The organism is Peptoniphilus sp. HCN-40583, assembly GCF_037892835.1.
Classification (GTDB): domain Bacteria; phylum Bacillota; class Clostridia; order Tissierellales; family Peptoniphilaceae; genus Aedoeadaptatus; species Aedoeadaptatus rachelemmaiella.
Window position 1 is genome coordinate 1 of record NZ_JBBKBU010000008.1, and the last position, 18,906, is coordinate 18,906.

Annotated in this window: 35 protein-coding genes; 34 read left to right on the forward strand and 1 reads right to left on the reverse strand. The window is 50.0% G+C overall.

The features are described 5' to 3' along the window. Window positions 1-374, forward strand: a 374-nt coding sequence (locus tag WKT05_RS03615; RefSeq protein ID WP_340412948.1) for a pyridoxamine 5'-phosphate oxidase family protein, incomplete at its 5' end; no start/stop codon positions are given. A 78-nt stretch (window positions 375-452) separates the two neighbouring features. Here the strand turns inward: WKT05_RS03615 and WKT05_RS03620 are convergent. Next, window positions 453-1,040: a flavodoxin family protein gene (locus tag WKT05_RS03620; protein WP_340412949.1), complete on the reverse strand. Its 588-nt coding sequence runs from the start codon at window positions 1,038-1,040 to the stop codon at window positions 453-455. 445 nt (window positions 1,041-1,485) lie between these two features. Here WKT05_RS03620 and rpsJ point away from each other — a divergent pair, with 445 nt between their 5' ends. From rpsJ to WKT05_RS03785, 33 genes are all read left to right on the forward strand, one after another. Continuing rightward, the gene (rpsJ, locus tag WKT05_RS03625; RefSeq protein ID WP_068368942.1) at window positions 1,486-1,803 is read left to right on the forward strand and encodes a 30S ribosomal protein S10; all 318 of its coding nucleotides are present in this window, start codon (window positions 1,486-1,488) and stop codon (window positions 1,801-1,803) included. 50 nt (window positions 1,804-1,853) lie between these two features. Further along, window positions 1,854-2,486, forward strand: coding sequence for a 50S ribosomal protein L3 (gene rplC / locus WKT05_RS03630; protein ID WP_340412950.1), 633 nt, complete (start codon window positions 1,854-1,856; stop codon window positions 2,484-2,486). A gap of 20 nt (window positions 2,487-2,506) precedes the next feature. Next, complete coding sequence (gene rplD, locus WKT05_RS03635) at window positions 2,507-3,130, forward strand: 50S ribosomal protein L4 (protein WP_340412951.1); 624 nt, start codon at window positions 2,507-2,509, stop codon at window positions 3,128-3,130. Next, entirely contained in the window at window positions 3,130-3,420 is a 291-nt protein-coding gene (gene rplW / locus WKT05_RS03640; RefSeq protein ID WP_215506976.1) for a 50S ribosomal protein L23, read from the forward strand. The genes rplD and rplW overlap by 1 nt, the downstream gene beginning before the upstream one ends. 18 nt (window positions 3,421-3,438) lie before the next feature. Next, window positions 3,439-4,269, forward strand: a complete 831-nt coding sequence (gene rplB, locus WKT05_RS03645) for a 50S ribosomal protein L2 (RefSeq protein WP_340412952.1) — start codon at window positions 3,439-3,441, stop codon at window positions 4,267-4,269. 14 nt (window positions 4,270-4,283) lie between these two features. Continuing rightward, window positions 4,284-4,562 (forward strand): 30S ribosomal protein S19, encoded by a 279-nt coding sequence (rpsS, locus tag WKT05_RS03650; RefSeq protein ID WP_108832099.1) that lies wholly within the window; start codon window positions 4,284-4,286, stop codon window positions 4,560-4,562. A 13-nt stretch (window positions 4,563-4,575) separates the two neighbouring features. Beyond that, window positions 4,576-4,911, forward strand: coding sequence for a 50S ribosomal protein L22 (rplV, locus tag WKT05_RS03655; RefSeq protein ID WP_108832100.1), 336 nt, complete (start codon window positions 4,576-4,578; stop codon window positions 4,909-4,911). A 14-nt stretch (window positions 4,912-4,925) separates the two neighbouring features. After that, window positions 4,926-5,663, forward strand: a complete 738-nt coding sequence (gene rpsC / locus WKT05_RS03660; protein WP_215506972.1) for a 30S ribosomal protein S3 — start codon at window positions 4,926-4,928, stop codon at window positions 5,661-5,663. Between the two features lie 17 nt (window positions 5,664-5,680). Further along, the gene (gene rplP, locus WKT05_RS03665; protein WP_215506970.1) at window positions 5,681-6,121 is read left to right on the forward strand and encodes a 50S ribosomal protein L16; all 441 of its coding nucleotides are present in this window, start codon (window positions 5,681-5,683) and stop codon (window positions 6,119-6,121) included. Continuing rightward, a complete protein-coding gene (gene rpmC / locus WKT05_RS03670; RefSeq protein WP_215506968.1) occupies window positions 6,111-6,317 on the forward strand; it encodes a 50S ribosomal protein L29 in 207 nt (68 codons plus the stop codon). Before rplP ends, rpmC begins: the two co-directional genes overlap by 11 nt. A 3-nt stretch (window positions 6,318-6,320) precedes the next feature. Next, window positions 6,321-6,575: a 30S ribosomal protein S17 gene (gene rpsQ / locus WKT05_RS03675; RefSeq protein WP_148472399.1), complete on the forward strand. Its 255-nt coding sequence runs from the start codon at window positions 6,321-6,323 to the stop codon at window positions 6,573-6,575. A 13-nt stretch (window positions 6,576-6,588) separates the two neighbouring features. After that, a complete protein-coding gene (gene rplN, locus WKT05_RS03680) occupies window positions 6,589-6,957 on the forward strand; it encodes a 50S ribosomal protein L14 (protein WP_215506966.1) in 369 nt (122 codons plus the stop codon). Between the two features lie 14 nt (window positions 6,958-6,971). Beyond that, window positions 6,972-7,286 (forward strand): 50S ribosomal protein L24, encoded by a 315-nt coding sequence (gene rplX, locus WKT05_RS03685; RefSeq protein ID WP_215506964.1) that lies wholly within the window; start codon window positions 6,972-6,974, stop codon window positions 7,284-7,286. 11 nt (window positions 7,287-7,297) lie between these two features. Then, on the forward strand, window positions 7,298-7,849 hold the full coding sequence (rplE, locus tag WKT05_RS03690; protein ID WP_340412953.1) for a 50S ribosomal protein L5: 552 nt from the start codon (window positions 7,298-7,300) through the stop codon (window positions 7,847-7,849). A 3-nt stretch (window positions 7,850-7,852) separates the two neighbouring features. Then, window positions 7,853-8,038 carry a type Z 30S ribosomal protein S14 gene (locus tag WKT05_RS03695; RefSeq protein ID WP_215506960.1) on the forward strand — a complete coding sequence of 62 codons (186 nt, stop codon included), beginning with the start codon at window positions 7,853-7,855 and terminating at the stop codon, window positions 8,036-8,038. Between the two features lie 25 nt (window positions 8,039-8,063). Then, window positions 8,064-8,459 (forward strand): 30S ribosomal protein S8, encoded by a 396-nt coding sequence (gene rpsH, locus WKT05_RS03700; RefSeq protein ID WP_215506958.1) that lies wholly within the window; start codon window positions 8,064-8,066, stop codon window positions 8,457-8,459. Between the two features lie 15 nt (window positions 8,460-8,474). Then, window positions 8,475-9,011 carry a 50S ribosomal protein L6 gene (rplF, locus tag WKT05_RS03705; RefSeq protein ID WP_215506956.1) on the forward strand — a complete coding sequence of 179 codons (537 nt, stop codon included), beginning with the start codon at window positions 8,475-8,477 and terminating at the stop codon, window positions 9,009-9,011. A gap of 17 nt (window positions 9,012-9,028) precedes the next feature. Further along, window positions 9,029-9,391, forward strand: coding sequence for a 50S ribosomal protein L18 (gene rplR / locus WKT05_RS03710; RefSeq protein ID WP_215506954.1), 363 nt, complete (start codon window positions 9,029-9,031; stop codon window positions 9,389-9,391). Window positions 9,392-9,402: 11 nt separating this feature from the next. Further along, window positions 9,403-9,915 (forward strand): 30S ribosomal protein S5, encoded by a 513-nt coding sequence (gene rpsE, locus WKT05_RS03715; protein ID WP_215506952.1) that lies wholly within the window; start codon window positions 9,403-9,405, stop codon window positions 9,913-9,915. A gap of 10 nt (window positions 9,916-9,925) precedes the next feature. Continuing rightward, window positions 9,926-10,102: a 50S ribosomal protein L30 gene (gene rpmD, locus WKT05_RS03720; RefSeq protein ID WP_215506950.1), complete on the forward strand. Its 177-nt coding sequence runs from the start codon at window positions 9,926-9,928 to the stop codon at window positions 10,100-10,102. Between the two features lie 13 nt (window positions 10,103-10,115). Beyond that, a complete protein-coding gene (rplO, locus tag WKT05_RS03725; protein ID WP_215506948.1) occupies window positions 10,116-10,565 on the forward strand; it encodes a 50S ribosomal protein L15 in 450 nt (149 codons plus the stop codon). After that, window positions 10,566-11,846, forward strand: a complete 1,281-nt coding sequence (gene secY / locus WKT05_RS03730; RefSeq protein ID WP_340412954.1) for a preprotein translocase subunit SecY — start codon at window positions 10,566-10,568, stop codon at window positions 11,844-11,846. 10 nt (window positions 11,847-11,856) lie between these two features. Continuing rightward, entirely contained in the window at window positions 11,857-12,507 is a 651-nt protein-coding gene (locus WKT05_RS03735) for an adenylate kinase (RefSeq protein WP_215506944.1), read from the forward strand. A gap of 6 nt (window positions 12,508-12,513) precedes the next feature. Next, complete coding sequence (locus tag WKT05_RS03740; RefSeq protein ID WP_215506942.1) at window positions 12,514-12,780, forward strand: KOW domain-containing RNA-binding protein; 267 nt, start codon at window positions 12,514-12,516, stop codon at window positions 12,778-12,780. Window positions 12,781-12,793: 13 nt separating this feature from the next. Continuing rightward, window positions 12,794-13,012, forward strand: coding sequence for a translation initiation factor IF-1 (gene infA / locus WKT05_RS03745; protein ID WP_068368873.1), 219 nt, complete (start codon window positions 12,794-12,796; stop codon window positions 13,010-13,012). 16 nt (window positions 13,013-13,028) lie between these two features. Next, entirely contained in the window at window positions 13,029-13,142 is a 114-nt protein-coding gene (gene rpmJ / locus WKT05_RS03750; RefSeq protein WP_007556223.1) for a 50S ribosomal protein L36, read from the forward strand. An 11-nt stretch (window positions 13,143-13,153) separates the two neighbouring features. After that, a complete protein-coding gene (rpsM, locus tag WKT05_RS03755; protein WP_340412955.1) occupies window positions 13,154-13,516 on the forward strand; it encodes a 30S ribosomal protein S13 in 363 nt (120 codons plus the stop codon). A 9-nt stretch (window positions 13,517-13,525) separates the two neighbouring features. Then, window positions 13,526-13,921: a 30S ribosomal protein S11 gene (rpsK, locus tag WKT05_RS03760; RefSeq protein ID WP_108832118.1), complete on the forward strand. Its 396-nt coding sequence runs from the start codon at window positions 13,526-13,528 to the stop codon at window positions 13,919-13,921. A gap of 64 nt (window positions 13,922-13,985) precedes the next feature. After that, window positions 13,986-14,933, forward strand: coding sequence for a DNA-directed RNA polymerase subunit alpha (locus tag WKT05_RS03765; protein ID WP_108832119.1), 948 nt, complete (start codon window positions 13,986-13,988; stop codon window positions 14,931-14,933). Window positions 14,934-14,946: 13 nt separating this feature from the next. Beyond that, window positions 14,947-15,288, forward strand: a complete 342-nt coding sequence (rplQ, locus tag WKT05_RS03770) for a 50S ribosomal protein L17 (RefSeq protein WP_215506939.1) — start codon at window positions 14,947-14,949, stop codon at window positions 15,286-15,288. A gap of 191 nt (window positions 15,289-15,479) precedes the next feature. Beyond that, the gene (locus WKT05_RS03775) at window positions 15,480-16,184 is read left to right on the forward strand and encodes an S-layer homology domain-containing protein (protein ID WP_340412957.1); all 705 of its coding nucleotides are present in this window, start codon (window positions 15,480-15,482) and stop codon (window positions 16,182-16,184) included. A 48-nt stretch (window positions 16,185-16,232) separates the two neighbouring features. Next, window positions 16,233-17,411, forward strand: a complete 1,179-nt coding sequence (locus tag WKT05_RS03780; RefSeq protein ID WP_340412995.1) for an SPFH domain-containing protein — start codon at window positions 16,233-16,235, stop codon at window positions 17,409-17,411. A 9-nt stretch (window positions 17,412-17,420) separates the two neighbouring features. After that, a complete protein-coding gene (locus WKT05_RS03785) occupies window positions 17,421-18,875 on the forward strand; it encodes a TFIIB-type zinc ribbon-containing protein (protein ID WP_340412958.1) in 1,455 nt (484 codons plus the stop codon). The last annotated feature ends 31 nt before the right edge of the window (window positions 18,876-18,906 follow it).

Below are 18,906 nucleotides of genomic sequence, written 5' to 3' on the forward strand. Positions count from 1 at the left end.
ACGCCAAAGTATTTTACGCAGCTACCACAGACGGGGATCAACCCCACGTTCGCCCTATTGGTTTCGTCATGGAATTTGAAGGCCAATTGGCTTTCTACACGGACAATCGTAAAAAAATGTGCAAACAATTGAAGGCCAATCCGAAAACGGAATTCTGCGCCCTGGACGGCAAGATGAATACCTTGCGCATCACCGGCGAAGCGAAATTCATCACCTCCCCGGAATCGAAAAAGGCTGCACTGGAAGCCATGCCCATGTTGGCAAAAGCCGGCTACAGCGTGGAAGACGACGTCTTCGAAATCTACACCTTGGAAAATGTCAGCCTGTCTTACGCAAATATGGCGGGCAAACAATTAGACGGCATCGAACTGTAAAAGCGCCGAACAAAAATCCCCTTTCCCGCGAGGAAAAGGGGATTTTTATATGGATGAAGCAAAAGCCATGGCTTCCGTTTAATTTAAGCTGTCGTCATAGGCCATCAGCTTGTCGGCAAATGCCTCGGCTCTTTTTTCGACCGCTTCATTCATAAAGGGCTCCCTGTAAGAGCGCTGGCGCTCGCCGTAGGCGCCGAGGAAATTTAATTTGTTGTGCTTTGCGTAGCGCACGAGCCCTTCCGTCAACAGATCCGAGGCCTTTTCCTCCGGATAGCCGAAGGTGGAGACGAGGGCGATGGTTTTGCCCGCCCAAAGCGAGGGCCCCATGGTTTCGCCGTAGTATTTGCACATGCCGTAGACCAAGCGATCCAGAACCATCTTCATCGGCGGCATACAATAGAAGGAATAAATCGGCGTGGCGAATAGAATCAGATCGCTTTGAAGGGCCGCGTCGAAAATTTTCTGCATATCGTCGTCGTGGACGCAATTAAAGCCGTCCGAGACCTTTTGGCAGCGCAGGCAGGCGATGCAACTTTTCAGATTCATTTTATAGAGATCGAAGCGGGTGACCTCCACGGAATCGTCGAAGCGTTTGGTGATTTTCTCCAAAAGCTGTGCCGTGTTTCCCTCGGGCCGAGGACTTGCAAATAAAATTAAGAGTTTCATAGACACCATCCTTTATCTTTCTATTTTATCATAGGGTTAAATCAAAACAGGCAGAATGGCTATTTTGTAAAGTTTCAGAAAAAGCCTTGCAATTGCCGATTGTTTCGGTTATTATAGCTAAGTTGCCAAAGTAAATACCCGCGGAGCGAGGCGCGAGCCCGAAAAATCCGCAGAAAATGCCTGAATCCCTTGATTTTAGGTTGTTTTTTATGTATAATACTAAGGTATGCGTGAGACATGCGTTGACACAATAGGTGGCTTTGAAACAGGCGCAAAGATGTGTTCGCATCGGAGGCTTGCGGAAAAGGGAATTATTGTCGAGAATGTCCAATCGTGAATTGGGCGACGGAGCGCCCGACTTTTTTTACGGGGCACAGAAAACACCCGGCTAGGTTGATCGGCGCTCTTCCCTTATCGTTGAGGAAAATGCACTAGGAGGGACTAAATGTCTGCAAATGTAAAACAAAAAATCAGAATTCGTTTGAAAGCTTATGACCACGAGTTATTAGACAGCTCCGCACAAAGAATTGTCGAAGCGACAAAAGCCAGCGGCGCCGACGTATCGGGTCCGGTACCCTTGCCCACGGAAAAAGAAATCATCACCATTCTTCGTTCCGTACACAAACACAAGGATTCCCGTGAACAATTCGAACAAAGAACGCACAAGCGTTTAATCGACATCATGAACCCGAATCAAAAAACCGTGGATTCTTTAATGAAACTCAATCTGCCCGCAGGTGTAGATATCGAGATAAAACTGTAAGCTGTCGGACTATATGATTGCCAGGCAATCCGCTGTAATGGAGGTATTTTATGAAATATGCATTGGGTAAAAAGATTGGCATGACCCAAATCTTTACCGAAGAAGGCGTACAAGTGCCCGTCACCGTCGTGGCGGTTGAACCCCAAGTGGTCGTTCAAAGAAAGACCATGGACATCGACGGTTACGAAGCGATTCAAGTCGCAACCGGCGCCGTAAAAGAAAAACGCGTCAACAAACCCTTAAAGGGCCACTTCGACAAAGCCGGCGTGGAATACAAACGGGTACTCCGCGAATTCCCCTTGGCTGAAGGCGAAGACTTCAACGTCGGCGACACCTTAGACGTAACCGTCTTTGAAGCAGGCGACAAGGTCGATGTGACCGGTACCAGCAAGGGTAAGGGAACCGCAGGTCTTATTAAGCGTCACAACTTCGGTCGTGGCCGCGAAACCCACGGCTCGAAATTCCACAGAATGCCCGGTGGTATGGGTGCTGCATCCTACCCGGGCCGCGTATGGAAGGGCCACCGCATGATGGGACGCATGGGGAATGAACGTGTTACCGTTCAAAACCTCGAAGTTGTACGCGTCGATGCCGACAACAACTTCCTTTTAATCAAAGGTGCCGTTCCCGGACCGAAAAACGGACTCGTTCGCGTTCGTGCCACGGTTAAAAGCGGTAAATAAGCGAGAGGAGGACACGAATAATGACTAAGTTCCAAATGATAGATATGGCCGGTAAGTCCTTAGAAGAAATCGAACTTTCCGACGATATCTTTAATGTAGAAATTAACGAACACGTCGTCTATTTGGTCGTAAAGAACATTCTGGCCAACAGACGTCAAGGTACACAGTCCGCCAAAACTCGCGCAGAGGTTCGCGGCGGCGGCAAGAAGCCCTGGAGACAAAAGGGCACGGGCCGTGCAAGACAAGGCTCCATCCGTTCGCCTCAATGGCGCGGCGGCGGCATCGTCTTTGCACCGAAGCCGAGAAGCTACCGCTACACGACGCCGAAAAAGGTTCGTCGTTTAGCCATGAAATCCGTTTTAACCTCGAAAGTTCAAGAAAAAGAACTCATCGTCGTCGATCAAATCACCTTCGATGCACCGAAGACCAAGGCTTTTAGCGAAGCATTGAAAAACATGGGCGCCGCTAAAAAGGCATTGATCGTTACGGCAGAAAACGACAAGAACGTCGTATTAAGCGCAAGAAACCTTCCCAATGCAGAAGTTTCTACGGTCGGCACCATGAATGTTTACGACATCTTAAAATACGACTCCCTGATCCTCACCAAGGATGCGCTGGACAAAATCGTGGAGGTGTATAACTAATGAAAAACTTTGATATCATCATTCGTCCTATCATTACTGAACAATCCATGTTAGAGATGGAAGAAAACAAGTACACCTTTGAAGTAGCGAAGACGAGCAACAAATCGGAAATCAAAAAAGCCATCGAAGCGATCTTCTCCGTTAAGGTAGCTAAGGTCAACACGATGAACATGAGAGGCAAAGTCAAACGTCAAGGCATGAATGTAGGCAAGCGTCCCAACTGGAAGAAAGCCATCGTCACCTTAACGGATGATTCCCAACCGATTGAATTCTTCGACAACATGCAATAAGCCTAAGGAGGGACATTCATGGAGATCAAAAGATATAAACCGACGACGAACGGCCGCAGAGGCATGACCGTCGCCAGTTTCGAAGAAATTACCAGAAGCAAACCTGAAAAAAGCTTGGTCGTCAGCCTCAACAAATCGGCCGGCCGTAACGCACACGGTCGCATCACCAGTCGTCACAGAGGCGGCGGCGCAGCGAAAAAATACAGAATCATCGACTTTAAGCGCGCCAAAGACGGCGTACCCGCAAAGGTCGCAGAAATCGAATACGATCCGAACCGTACGTCCTACATCGCCCTGTTAAACTACGCAGACGGCGAAAAGCGCTACATCTTAGCCCCCAAGGGCTTAAAGGTCGGCGACAAAGTGGAATCCGGCGAAGATGCCGATATTAAAGTCGGCAACGCCCTTCCCTTACACGCCATTCCCGTCGGTACCACGGTGCACAACATCGAAATGACCCCCGGCAAGGGCGGCCAAATCGCTCGTGCAGCCGGCACCTCGGCACAACTTTCCGCGAAAGAAGGCACGATGGCTCAACTCCGTCTGCCCTCTGGCGAATACCGCCGCGTCAGCGTCAACTGCCGCGCCACCGTCGGTACGGTCGGAAACATTGCCCACGAGTTGATTAACTTAGGTAAGGCCGGGAAGAAACGCCACTTAGGCATTCGTCCCCACGTTCGCGGTTCCGCAATGAACCCGGTGGATCACCCCCACGGCGGTGGTGAAGGTCGTTCGCCTATCGGACGTCCGTCCCCGATGACACCCTGGGGCAAGAAGGCACTGGGTCTTAAGACGCGTAAGAAGAACAAGAAGAGCGATCGTTACATCGTTCGTCGTAGAACGAAATAAGGGAGGAGGAAGCAATGTCCAGATCCATTAAAAAGGGCCCTTTCGCAGATGAACATCTGTTAAAGAAAATTGACGCCCTCAACGAAGCAAACAAAAAAGAAGTGGTAAAAACTTGGTCTCGTCGTTCGACGATCTTCCCGGAAATGGTGTCCCACACCATCGCCGTTCACGACGGTAGAAAACACGTACCGATCTACATCACCGAAGATATGGTCGGCCACAAGCTCGGCGAATTCGTCATGACTCGCACCTTCCGCGGTCACGGCGGCGGCGAAAAAACCACGAGAATGTAAGGAGGAGTAACGAATGGAAGCAAGAGCAATTGCAAAATACGTGCGCATTTCTCCTTTGAAGGTCAACTTCATTTGCGCGGAAATTCGCGGCAAACAAGTGGATGAAGCCCTGGCGCTTTTGAAATTTACACCGAAGCGCGGCGCCCGTGAACTTTATAAAGTTCTTCACTCCGCCGTCGCCAATGCGGAAAACAACTTGAACCTGGATCGCGAAGATCTCATTGTCAAGGAAGCTTACGCAAACGACGGTCCGACGATGAAACGTTATCGCCCCAAAGCAAAGGGCATGGCGTATCCGATTCTGAAGCGCTCCAGCCACATCGGCGTTGTCGTTTCCGAAAGAGAATAATAAGGGGGAGAAGAATGGGTCAAAAAGTAAATCCGCACGGTCTTCGTGTAGGGATCATTAAAGATTGGGATTCCAAATGGTATGCCGACAAAAAAGACTTTGGAGATCTCCTCGTCGAAGACAATCAAATTCGTAAATACATTAAGAAAAACTTATTCCAAGCCGGCGTTTCCCGCATCGAAATCGAACGGGCTGCCAACAAGGTTAAGATTTCCATCTCCACGGCAAAGCCGGGCATGGTTATCGGCCGCGGCGGTACCGGCGTAGAAGAGCTTCGCCAAGAACTTGAAAAATTAACCGGCAGAAGCGTCGTCATCAATGTCGATGAAATTAAAAATCCCGACTTGGATGCAACCTTAATCGCCGAAAACATCGCAGCACAATTGGAACGCCGTATCGCCTTCCGTCGTGCCATGAAACAAACCATCCAACGGGTTATGCGCTTAGGCGTCAAGGGAATCCGTACCCAATGCTCCGGCCGTTTAGGCGGCGCCGACATGGCCCGTCGCGAAGGCTACAGCGAAGGTACCATCCCCCTTCAAACCTTACGTGCAGACATCGATTACGGTTTTGCCGAAGCCGACACGACCTACGGCAAGATCGGCGTCAAAGTATGGCTCTATAAGGGAGAAGTTCTTCCCGAAGCGCCTCAAGGACGCAGAAATCGTCGAGACAACAGACGTCGCGGCAACAACGACAAACGCCGCGGAGGAAGCCGCAGAAATCAAGGCCAAGGCCAAGATAGACGGTAAGTGAGGAGGAAAGCACTATGTTAATGCCGAAAAGAGTAAAATATCGGAGACAACATCGCGGGAGAATGAAGGGTGTTGCACACAGAGGCAATACGCTCACCTACGGTGACTTTGGCATCCAAGCATTGGAACCGACCTGGATCACTTCCAATCAAATCGAGGCCGCACGTCGTGCCATGACCCGCTACATTCGTCGTGGCGGTAACATCTGGATCAAAGTATTCCCCGACAAACCGGTTACGGAAAAGCCGGCTGAAACCCGTATGGGTTCCGGTAAAGGGGCACCCGAGTACTGGGTTGCCGTTGTTAAACCGGGCCGCGTTCTGTTTGAACTGGGCGGCGTCGAAGAAGAAGTTGCCCGCGAAGCCATGCGTCTCGCGGCCATGAAGCTTCCCATCAAGACGCGTTTTATCGCCAAGAATAAGGAAGAAAGTGAGGGCGATAGCAATGAAAATTAAAGACATCCGCAATTTATCCGGTGACGAGCTGAATAAAAAGGTGTCCGAGTTGAAGAACGAGCTCTTTAACCTTCGCTTTCAACTTGCAACAGGCCAATTAGACAATCCGTCCACCATCAAAAGCGTGAAAAGAGACATCGCGCGGGTGAAGACCATCCAAAGAGAGCGTGAGCTCAACATGGAAAAGGAGGCGTAACTTATGGAAAGAAATCAACGAAAAGTGATCTCCGGTAAGGTCGTAAGCGATGCCATGGACAAGACGATTGTCGTAGCCGTCGAGACCTTCAAGAGTCACCCGATTTACAATAAACGATTCAAAAACACGAAGAAATACAAGGTGCACGACGAGAACAACGAAGCAAGTGTCGGCGATACCGTACGCGCAATGGAGACACGTCCCCTTTCGAAGGATAAGAGATTCCGCCTCGTCCAAATCGTAGAAAAAGCGAAATAAGGAGGTTCTCGGGATGATTCAACAAGAAACCAGATTAAGAGTTGCTGACAACTCCGGCGCAAGAGAACTGGGCGTCATCAAGGTATTAGGCGGCACGAACCGTCGCTATGCCAACATTGGCGACATCGTTGTTTGCTCCGTCAAACACGCAACACCCGGTGGCGTTGTTAAAAAAGGTGCCGTCGTCAAGGCGGTCATCGTTCGTTCGAAAAAAGGCATTCGTCGTCCCGACGGAACCTACATTAAGTTCGACGACAACGCAGCCGTCATCATTAAGGACGATAAAAATCCCCAAGGCACCCGTATTTTCGGGCCGGTAACCCGCGAGCTCAGAGGAGAAAGCTTTATGCGTATTATCTCCTTGGCTCCGGAAGTTCTTTAAGGAGGTGGCATAGAATGCGCATCAAAAAAGGAGATACCGTCGAAGTCATTTCCGGCAAGGACAAAGGCAAAAAAGGAAAGGTCGTTCGTACCATTCCGAAACTTGACCGCGTTGTCGTCGAAGGTGTCAACATCGTGACGAAACACGAAAAACCGAGAGGACCGCAAAACCCCGGCGGCATCAACAAAGTTGAAGCCCCGATCCACGTATCCAATGTCATGTATTACGATACAAAGACCAACACCAAAAGCCGCATCGGCTACGAGTTTAAAGACGGCAAAAAGGTACGTGTCCTGAAGTCCTCCGGCGCTACGATTTCTGATAAGTAAGGAGGCCTGTGATGACATCGAGATTAAAAGATAAAATCCAAAACGAAGTCGCACCTGCTTTAATGGACGAGTTTAAGTATGCCAACACCATGCAAATTCCTCGCCTTGAAAAGGTCGTGATTAATATTGGTCTGGGCGAAGCGAAGGACAATCCGAAAGCACTGGAAAGTGCTGTCAACGACTTGACCTTAATCGCAGGCCAAAAACCGATTATCACCAAAGCGCGCAAGTCCATCGCAAACTTCAAATTGCGTGAAGGCAGCGCCATCGGTTGCAAAGTTACCCTTCGCGGTGACAGAATGTATGATTTCCTCGACAAGCTCATGAACGTCGCCCTGCCGCGCGTTCGCGACTTCCGCGGCATTAAACCCACGGCATTCGACGGCAGAGGAAACTACGCTCTGGGACTCAAAGAACAATTGATTTTCCCGGAAATCGAATACGATAAAATCGACACGTTGCGCGGAATGGATATTACCATCGTGACAACCGCCGAAACAGACGAAGAGGCAAAGTCTTTCCTTGAAAAGATGGGCATGCCTTTTGCAAAGAAGGAGGGTTAAACTGTGGCAAAGAAATCCATGGTAGCGAAGCAAAAACGTAAAAGCAAGTACAGCGCCAGAAACTATACCCGATGCAAAATTTGCGGTCGCCCTCATGCAGTACTGAGAAAATACGGTATTTGCAGAATTTGTTTCCGTAAACTGGCTTACGCAGGGCAAATCCCCGGCGTAAGAAAGGCAAGCTGGTAAGGCTAACCGAAAGGAGGAATTGACTATGATGACAGACCCTATTGCAGATATGCTTACGAGAATCCGTAATGGCAACGATGCAAAACATAAATCTGTTGAGATTCCCGCTTCGAAAATAAAGGCGGAAATCGCCCGTATCCTTCTCGAGGAAGGCTATATTAAAGGCTACGACGTGCTTGAAGAAGGCCCGCAAGGCAAAATTAATGTAGAATTAAAATACGGAAGAAACGACGAAAAAGTAATCAGCGGCATTAAGCGCATTTCCAAACCCGGTCTTCGCGTTTACGCAAAGAACACGGAAATCCCCAAGGTATTAGGTGGCTTAGGCATTGCCGTCATCTCTACTTCCAAGGGCATTATGACGGACCGCGATGCACGCAAGGAACAAGTTGGCGGAGAAGTTCTCTGCTACGTTTGGTAAAGGAAGGAGAAAAAGATGTCCAGAATCGGAAAAAATCCTATCGATATCCCTTCCGGCGTAGAAGTGAAGATCAACGGCCACATCGTCGAAGTAAAAGGGCCCAAGGGCGTCCTTCAAACTGAAATCGATCCGGCCATTACCGTCGCCGTCGAAGACAACCAAGTCGTCGTTACGCGTCCCAATGACAATAAAGACATTCGCGCGCTCCACGGCCTTTATCGTACCCTCATCGCCAACAACATCGAAGGCGTCGTCAACGGTTACGAAAAGCAAATGGAAATCATCGGTACCGGTTACCGTGCGCAAAAGCAAGGCAAAAAGCTGAACTTAAACCTCGGTCACTCCCACCCGATCGAACTTGAAGATCCCGAAGGAATCGAAGTCGAAGTTCCGTCCAACACGCAAATCATCGTGCGCGGAATCGATAAGCAAAAAGTAGGCGCCTACGCTGCCTACATTCGCAGCTTCCGTTCGCCGGAACCCTACAAGGGCAAGGGCATTCGCTACGTTGGCGAATACGTACGCAGAAAAGTCGGTAAGACCGGTAAGTAAGAAAGGAGTGGAGTGTTTTGTTTAAAAAAGTTGATCGCCAAGGCAATCGAAAAGCGAGACATATTCGCGTCAGACAGAAAATTAACGGAACGGAATCCAAACCTCGTCTTGCCATTTACCGCAGTGCGCACCATCTGTACGCTCAACTGATTGACGATGTAAACGGAAAGACATTGGCCAGTGCTTCCACCTTGGACAAGTCCTTGAATCTGGAAAGCACGAAGAACGTAGAAGCGGCCAAAGCCGTCGGTGAAGCAATCGGAAAGAAAGCAAAAGAAAACGGCATTGAAGAAGCCGTCTTCGATCGCTCCGGTTACATTTATCACGGTCGCATCGCCGCTTTAGCCGAAGCTGCTCGCGAAGCAGGACTGAAGTTCTAAGGAGGGAAAGATTGAACCGTACGAAAAACAATACCAGAGATAGAGACACGGAACTCGACGAAAGAGTCGTTGCTATCAACCGTGTTGCAAAGACCGTTAAGGGTGGTCGTAATATGCGTTTTTCTGCCCTCGTCGTCGTCGGCGACAGAAACGGTCGCGTCGGTATCGGTACCGGCAAGGCCCTGGAAGTTCCCGAAGCGATTCGCAAGGGTAGCCAAGCGGCGAAGAAAAACATGGTGAAGATTAATTTGGTCGGAAACACCATCCCCCACAAAGTAACCGGCGTCTTCGGCGCAGGCCGCGTGTTCTTGAAACCGGCTCGTCCCGGTACCGGTGTTATCGCCGGCGGAAGCGTCCGTGCCGTATGCGAGCTTGCGGGGATTAAAGATATCTACACCCACAGCATCGGATCGTCCAATCCGAGAAACACCGTGAACGCCACGATGGAAGGGTTAACGTCTTTAAAGACCGTTGAAAATGTAGCTAAACTTCGCGGCAAAAGCGTCGACGAAATTTTAGGATAAGGGGGATGTGATGAGTACCATTAAAATTAAACTCAAAAGAAGCCCCATCGGAAGAATTGAAAAACACAAACGCACGATTAAAGCCTTAGGTCTCAGAAAAGTCGGTCAAGTCGTTGAAAAACAGGATACACCTCAAATCCGCGGCATGATCAACAAAGTAGACTTTATGGTTGAAATTGTCGACTAAGGAGGTGGACGTAATGAAATTGCATGATTTAAGACCTCAAGAAGGTGGAGGAGTCAAGGCAAAGAAACGTCTCGGCCGCGGTATCGGTTCCGGTACCGGTAAGACCGCCGGACGCGGCCACAAGGGTCAAAAGGCCCGCAGTGGCGGCGGCGTTCGCCCCGGCTTTGAAGGTGGCCAAATGCCCCTTTTCCGTCGTCTTCCGAAACGTGGCTTTACCAATATTTTCAAAAAACAATATGCCATTGTAAACGTAGACGCATTAAACCAATTTGAAAACGGATCGACTGTCACCTTGGATTCCTTGATTGAAAGCGGTATGGTTAAGCGTGCCGACGCCAAAAACGGCTTACGCATTTTAGGTAACGGCGACATTAACGTCTCTGTTAACGTCAAAGCCAACCACTTCTCCAAATCCGCAGCTGAAAAAATCGAAGCGGCAGGGGGAAAGGCTGAGGTGATCTAGATGATCCAAACCTTTAGAGATGCTTGGAAGATCCCGGAAATTCGAAAAAAGCTTCTCTTCACCGTGTTGATGCTCGTGGTCTTTCGCTTCGGCAGCCACATTCCCGTTCCCTTTATGGATCGGTCGGCGATAGCGAAGATTTTTAACCAACAACAAGGTGGTATACTCTCGTTCTTGGATTTAATGAGCGGCGGTAACTTCGGACATTTCTCCGTCTTTGCGACGAGCATTTATCCCTACATCACGGCTTCCATCGTGCTTCAATTGTTGACCATTGCGATTCCCAGTTTGGAAGCGCTCAGCAAAGAAGGCGAAACCGGACGGAAAAAGATCGCAAAGTATACAAGGTATTTAGCGGTTGCACTCGCTGCCGTACAAGCCATCGGTTATACCTACGGCTTCTACAGACAAGCAGTGAACACCGCCAACCCGTTCCAAGACGTAGTCATTATTCTCTCTGTTGTGGCTGGGAGTACCTTCCTGATTTGGATTGGTGAAATGATTACGGAAAAAGGGATCGGAAACGGGATCTCTCTACTCATCTTTGCAGGGATCGTAGCCAGATTCCCCGCTGATATATGGGCTTCCTTCCGCATGGCGGCAGCAGGCATGGTATCTTGGGCTTGGGTCGTTGTTTTCATCGCCCTGGCCATTGCCATCGTCTTCTTCGTCGTCCTGCTTAACGAAGGGCAACGCAAAGTACCCGTTCAATACGCCAAGCGCGTCGTGGGACGGAAAATGTACGGCGGTCAAAGCACCCATATTCCCATTAAAGTTCTCATGAGCGGCGTCATGCCGATCATTTTCGCTCAAACCATTATGAGCATTCCATCGATTATCGTCATGTTCCAAGGCCCGAATTCTCAAGCGGCCAAATTCATGACCAAATGGTTTACGCCAGCAGGTAATATTGGGATCTTTATTTACAGCATCTTCATGGTCCTGTTGATCGTCTTCTTTACCTTCTTCTATACGGCCATCCAATTTAACACGGTGGAATATTCCAAAAACTTACAACAAAACGGCGGCTTTATTCCCGGCATTCGCCCCGGCAAGAAAACATCGGAATACCTGCAACAAATGGTAAACCGTCTGGTTTTCCCCGGCGCATTGGCCCTGGCCCTGTTGTCTGTTTTGCCTACGATTTTAGAAAAAGTCACGGGCATGCACTTTAGCTTCGGCGGCACCAGTTTAATCATCGTCGTCGGCGTTATTATGGAAACGGCACGAATTTTGGAACAACAATTAATGATGCGACACTATAAGGGATTCCTAAAATAAGGAGGATCACATGAGACTAGTCATTTTAGGCCCGCCGGGCGCCGGCAAAGGCACCCAAGCGGCATCCATCGTCGAAACGTACAATGTGGTTCACATTTCCACAGGCGATATTTTCCGCGAAAACATTAAAAATGCCACGGAACTCGGCAAGAAAGCCAAAAGCTTCATGGATCGCGGCGAGTTGGTTCCCGACGAAGTTGTCAACGAGATTGTCGTGGACCGCTTGAAAAAACCCGATGTGGAAGCAGGCTTTTTATTAGACGGCTTCCCTCGCACGGTAAACCAAGCCGTCTCTTTAGACGCAGCGTTAGAAGCCATGGGCATCAAATTGGATTGTGTCGTTAATATCCATGTTCCCAGCGAACTGCTTATTGATCGCGCCGTCGGCAGACGGGTATGCCCCACCTGCGGCAGAACCTACCACGTGAAGAATCAACAACCGAAGGTGGAAGGCATCTGTGACGACGACAACACAAAGCTCATTCAACGTGATGACGATACGGAAGAAACGGTGAAGAAGCGCATCGACGTCTACGAAAGACAAACTTCCCCGTTAATCGACTATTATAAAGCGCAAGGACTGTTACTGGATATCGACGGTTCCAAAGCCATCGACGATGTATTTACGCAAATACGGCGTGGGCTCGACAACGAGGCCTAATCGTCGATGAACACCACCGCAGATATTAAGGTCGGTCAGGTAGTCATATCCAAGGCGGGCAGAGACAAAGAAGGTTTCTTTGTGGTCTTGGAAGTGATTGACGACAGATATCTTCTTCTGGCAGACGGCAAGAGAAGAACGTTGGATAATCCCAAGCGGAAAAAGGCCATGCATTTGCAAAAAACCCATTCTCTTGTGGATCTGAAACCTGAGGATAGACCGTTAAACGATAGCTATATTCGTAAACAACTGTCTCGCTTCCAAGAGGCATAAGGAGGATGCAACCATGGCAAAAGAAGATGTCATTGAAGTGGAAGGCGTCGTAACGGATGCCCTGCCCAATACAAACTTTAAGGTTAAGTTAGAAAACGGACACGAAATTCTAGCTCATATCTCCGGTAAATTGCGCATGCACTACATTCGTATATTGCCCGGCGATCGGGTGACCGTCGAGCTGAGTCCTTATGACTTAACCCGCGGACGTATTACCTGGAGAAAGAAATAGTTTAGGAGGGGACGAAATGAAAGTAAGACCTTCAGTTAAGAAGATGTGTGATAAATGCAAAGTCATCAAGCGCAAAGGACGCGTCATGGTGATTTGCGAAAACCCGAAGCATAAACAAAGACAAGGATAGGGGGTGTTGGCATGGCAAGAATTGCTGGTATTGACTTACCTAGAGAAAAACGAGCTGAAATCGGGCTCACCTATATTTACGGCATCGGACGTTCCCGCGCCCAAGAAATCCTGACGAAAGCCGGCGTCGACTTCAACACGTATATTAAAGACTTAACCGAAGCGGAAATCGCCTCGATTCGTAAAGTCATCGACGAGTACCATGTAGAAGGGGATTTACGACGCGAAATCGCAATGAACATTAAGCGTCTGCGCGAAATCAACTGCTACCGTGGCATTCGCCACAAGAGAGGCCTGCCCGTTCGCGGTCAAAAAACCAAGACCAATGCGAGAACGCGCAAAGGTCCGAAGATGATTGTATCGAAGAAGAAGTAGGAGGGCTAAATGGCTAAACAAGGTAGAGCTACGCGCTCCAAAAAGAGAGTGCGCAAGAATATTGAAAAGGGACAAGCGCATATTGCTTCTTCCTTTAACAACACCATGGTGACCTTGACCGACATGAGCGGCAATGTCATCTCCTGGTCCAGTGCCGGTCAACTCGGCTTCAAAGGTTCCAGAAAATCCACGCCCTTTGCTGCACAAGAAGCTGCTCAAGAAGCGGCCACCAAGGCAAAGGAACACGGCTTAAAGAGCGTTGAAGTCTTCGTCAAGGGACCCGGCAGCGGTCGTGAAGCGGCCATCCGTTCCTTACAAGCATCCGGTTTGGAAGTTACCATGATTAAAGACGTAACCCCCATTCCTCACAACGGTTGCCGTCCGCCGAAACGTCGTAGAGTCTGATAGTAAAACAGCATACCATCTCACGAGAAAGTCTCTACAGATCCATTCCCAGGAGGGCGAAAATATGATTGAAATTGAAAAGCCTAGTATTGTAGTTGAACAAGTATCAAGCGACGGCAATAAGGGAAGATTTATCGTCGAGCCGTTGGAAAACGGCTACGGCATCACATTAGGCAACTCCCTTCGCAGAGTGCTGTTCTCCTCGCTTCCGGGTTGTGCTGTTTCCTTCGTCAACATTCGCGGCGTCGAACACGAATTCAGCGTCATCGACGGCGTATTAGAAGACGTTCCGGAGATTATCCTGAACATTAAAGGCATCGTGTTTAAAAGCGATCAAGACGAACCTGTGCGCCTTTCCGTTGAGAAAGTGGGCGCCGGGGAACTGGTCGCCGGAGACATTACCTTGCCGGCCGGTGTGGAAATCGTCAATCCCGAACACCACATCGCCACTTTAAACGACGATGCGAACTTTTATATGGAACTCGTCATCGAACGAGGCCGGGGCTACGAGCCGAGCGAACTGAAAAAAGACGAAATCACCGAGATCGGCGTTATCGCCGTGGATTCCAACTACACGCCTATTCGCATGGTGAATTGGAATGTAGAAAACACCCGTGTCGGTTTGCGTACCGATTACGATCGTTTGATCTTGGATGTGGAAACCGACGGTTCCATGACCGCCGACGAAGCCACGTCTCTGGCAGCCAAGATTCTCATGGAACACTTGGATCTGTTCGTCTCCATGACAGAAGAAGTCAACGACATGGACATTATGGTTGAAAAACCGGAAGGGCAAAAGGAAAAAGTCCTTGAAATGACCGTGGAAGAGTTGGATCTGTCCGTTCGCAGCTTCAATTGTCTGAAACGCGCCGGCATCAACACCGTGAGCGAGCTCACGGACAAAACCGAAGACGAAATGATGAAAGTTAGAAATCTCGGAAAGAAGAGCCTGGAAGAAGTGCAAGAAAAACTGGACGAACTCGGACTCTCTCTCAGAGAAAACGAAGAATAAAGGAGGAACCATTGTGGCACAGCTCAGAAAATTAGGCCGCACGACGCCCCATAGACGGGCCATGTTAAGAAACTTAACAACCGATCTATTGCGCGAAGGCCGCATTGAAACCACAGTGACCCGTGCAAAAGAAACCAGACGCATGGCTGAAAAGATGATTACCCTCGGCAAACGAGGCGATCTTCACGCAAGACGTCAAGCACTGGCTTACATCTTCGACGAATCCGTTGTAACGAAAGTGTTCGAAGAAATTGCACCGGAATACGCCGACCGTCAAGGCGGTTATACGCGCATTCTGAAAAAAGGTCCCCGTCGTGGCGACGGCGCAGAAATGGCCATCATCGAATTAGTTTAATAGCCGGCACGTCCGGCTACATAGAGGCACTGCCCATGGGTGGTGTCTTTTTTTGTACCCTTTTTTCAAATGTCGTGGAAAATTTTTCGAAAAGCCCTTATCTCATACTTCCAGGTGATGGATGCTTTACAAATATCGACTAAACTAAAGCTATCAAGAGATTCAATTGATGAAGAAGAAAGGAGTCCTCTATGAAAAAGAGACGCATTGCCCTTCTCCTTGTGGCGGCCTTGATCTGTATGCCGTTCGTTTCAACGAATGTTTATGCCGGCCGGGGCAACATTATGCCCGATGGGGAAGAGTACCTGCCCTTTATTGACGTGGACAAGGACAGCTGGTACGGCTTCTACGTTCAATGCGCGTACAACGAGGGCATTATAAACGGACGCACCGAGACCACCTTCGACCCCGAGGGTTACGTAACCATGGGGGAAGTGGCTACCATGGCGGCGAAACTGAACGATCGATTAATGCAACGGTACACCGACTTTGAGGCTAATCGCACCTCGCCGTGGTACGGGCAATACCTGCGTTATTGTTACGACAACGGAATTTACAGAAATCCGAAAGTTGCGCAAGGCAAAGTCAAGCTCTATGCCTGCGAAAATTGGAACGCACCGGCGAAGCGAAGGGACGTGGCGGGCATGTTTGCCCACGTGGACCAGCGGCCGGGACGGGGGTTTTTAAATCCCGACGTGCCCTTAACGGACATTCCCGATGTGGACAGAAGCACGCCTCACCATCAAGAGATCCTGACCATGTACCGCATGGGGGTAGCCGTTGGCGACGAATGGATGCGCTTTAACCCCGACGGGAAGATCCGCCGCAACGAAGTGGTGGCATTGGCCGTACGCCTTTTGTATGACGACGCCAGAGTGGAACTTCCTAAAGGATAAGAAGAACAACTGAAAGTAAGAAAGACATGAGAGAAAAAGGAGGACATGATGGGATTTGTTAAAGCATTTACCGGCGCTTTAGGCGGAAGCTTCGCCGATCAGTGGAAAGATTTTTACATGGTGCCGGAAGGCATTTCCGCCACGGCAGCTATTTTTGCCGCCAAGCCCAAGGGCAGCAACAACGGCCGCGGCGAAAACACCAAGGGCAACGACAACATTATTACCTCGGGCAGCAAGATCATCGTGCCCGAGGGGACGGCCCTCATTACCATGGAAGACGGCGCCATCACCGGCATTGTGGCCGAGCCCGGCGGATTCATCTATCAAACCGACGACGCCAATGCCCAAAGCATCTTCACCACGGAAGATCCCGTGGGCAGCTTGATTCAGTCCACCTGGGAGAAGATTCAATTCGGCGGACAAGCCGGCGCCCAACAATTGGCCTTTTACGTCAATCTAAAGGAGATCCCCAACAATCGCTTCGGCACCCAAAGCGAAATTTACTGGGACGATGCCTTTTTCGGCACCCAAGTCGGCGCCGTGACCCGAGGCACCTACACCTTAAAGATCGTGGATCCCTTGCTCTTCGTCAAAAACTTCGTGCCGCAAAAATTCCTGATTCAAAACGCGCCGGTCTTCGACTTCGGCGATTTGGATAACGACGCGGCGGAACAGCTTTTCAACGAAGTGGTCGGTTCCCTTTCTGCCGCCTTCTCCAACTACACCAACGATCCCTCCAAGGGCAATCGCATGAGCCGCATTCAAGGCGACCAAATGGGCTTTGCCAAGAGCCTCACCGAGGCCGTGGAAGAAGGCTATCAGTGGAAGACGGAGCGAGGGCTTGCCATCGTGAAAACCGCCATTCTAGCCATGGAATACGACGAAGATACGAAGGAAATGATGAAAGATGTGAAGCGTGCCGATGCCCTTTCCGGTGCCCGAGGCAATTCCTTTATGCAACAATCCGTGGCCCGCGGCATGCAGGCGGCGGGAGAAAACGGCGGCGGCGCCAACATGGCCTTTATGGGCATGGGCATGGGCGCGGCAGGCAATGTCATGGGCGCGACGCAGCAGCCGGTGAATCAAGGGATGAACAATCAACAACAGGCTGCACCGCAGGAAGCGGACCCGACGGAAAAGCTCATTCAAATGAAAAAATTATTGGATGCCGGCGTCATCGATGCGGACGAATTTAATAAAATAAAATCTGAATTATTGGGACTGTAGAGGTGGATTATGGCTGATGACAAGATGAATAGTACCGTCGCGGAAGAAAACAAAGCCAACGGCCAAATTAAATGCCCCAAATGCGGCGCCACGGATATTCAGACCAACACGAAGTCCGGAAAGCTGCGTTGCAATTTCTGTCGCCACGAGTTTGAACTGATCCGCGCGGCAGACGATGCGGCCATCGAGACCTTAAAGGGAAGCACCGTTCAAAGCGGCGCCAAGGACATCGACGCCGATGCCGACGATGTCATCACCTTAAAGTGCGAGAGCTGCGGCGCGGAGGTCGTCGTCGATACGGCCTCCTCCACCCAAGCCCGCTGCCATTGGTGCCGCAACACCCTTTCCATTAACAGCGTCATTCCAAACGGCGCCGTGCCCGATGTTCTGTTGCCCTTCAGCATTTCCAAAGAAGAGGCCCAGAAAGAAATCGAAACCTTCGTCGGCGAGCGAAGAAAATTCGCCCATCCTACATTCGCGAAGGAATTTACCACGGAAAATATCTGCGGCGTCTACCTTCCCTACATGCTGGTGGATGTCAACGGCCACATGAAGCTGGCCGGCGAAGGGGAAATTGAAACCAACAGCTACATGGTAAAAGACGACGACGGGGAACACAGGGAATACGACGTGGACACCTACCATGTGGAACGGGACTTCGACATCGCCATCGACGACTTGGTTATCGAATCCAGCAGCGACAAATTGGATTACAAATCCAAGACCAAGACCACCAACATTATTAATTCCATTTTGCCCTTCGATACGGAAAATTGTGTGGCCTACAATGCCAATTACCTACGGGGCTACACCTCGGAAAAGCGGGACACCAATATGGGCGGGCTGAAAGAGGTCACTGACGTACAAAGCGCCGATGTGGCGCGGTTGGCGATTTTAGATACGCTCATGGATTACGACCGGGGCGTGCACTGGAAGCAGGAAGACTTTACCGTCATAGGCGACGCGTGGAAGTCCGCCTACTTGCCTGTGTGGCTCTACAGCTACATGCAGGTGAAGGGCAAAAAGCAGCTGCTCCACTACGTGGCGGTAAACGCCAGAACAAAGGAGACCATGGGAAGCGTCCCCATTAATTACGGCAAGCTCTTTCTCGTCTCCCTTCTCGTGGAAATCGCAAGCTTCTTTGCCGCCATCGTCCTGCGAATTATTTTGGCACTGGATTTGTTCGACGGCACGAAGATTCAAGAGGGCCGAGACATTGTCTGGTTCCTGCTCGTGGCCGGCTTTATCTACTTCTTCAGCATGGTGAAAAAATACAGAAATCAAGACGCCCGCCACACCTACGAATTCGAGACGAGGAGCGAAGTCTCCAATTTGGACTGCGTGGATGAGTACCTGCACTCGGAACACGGCGTGACCACGAGCCGCATTTCGAAGGAAAACTACATGGACTTAAAAGGCGACGACGTGAAAAAGATCATGAAAGGGGAGAAGAAAAAGAAGTAAATCCACCGGACGTTATGGAAAGAAAAACCGC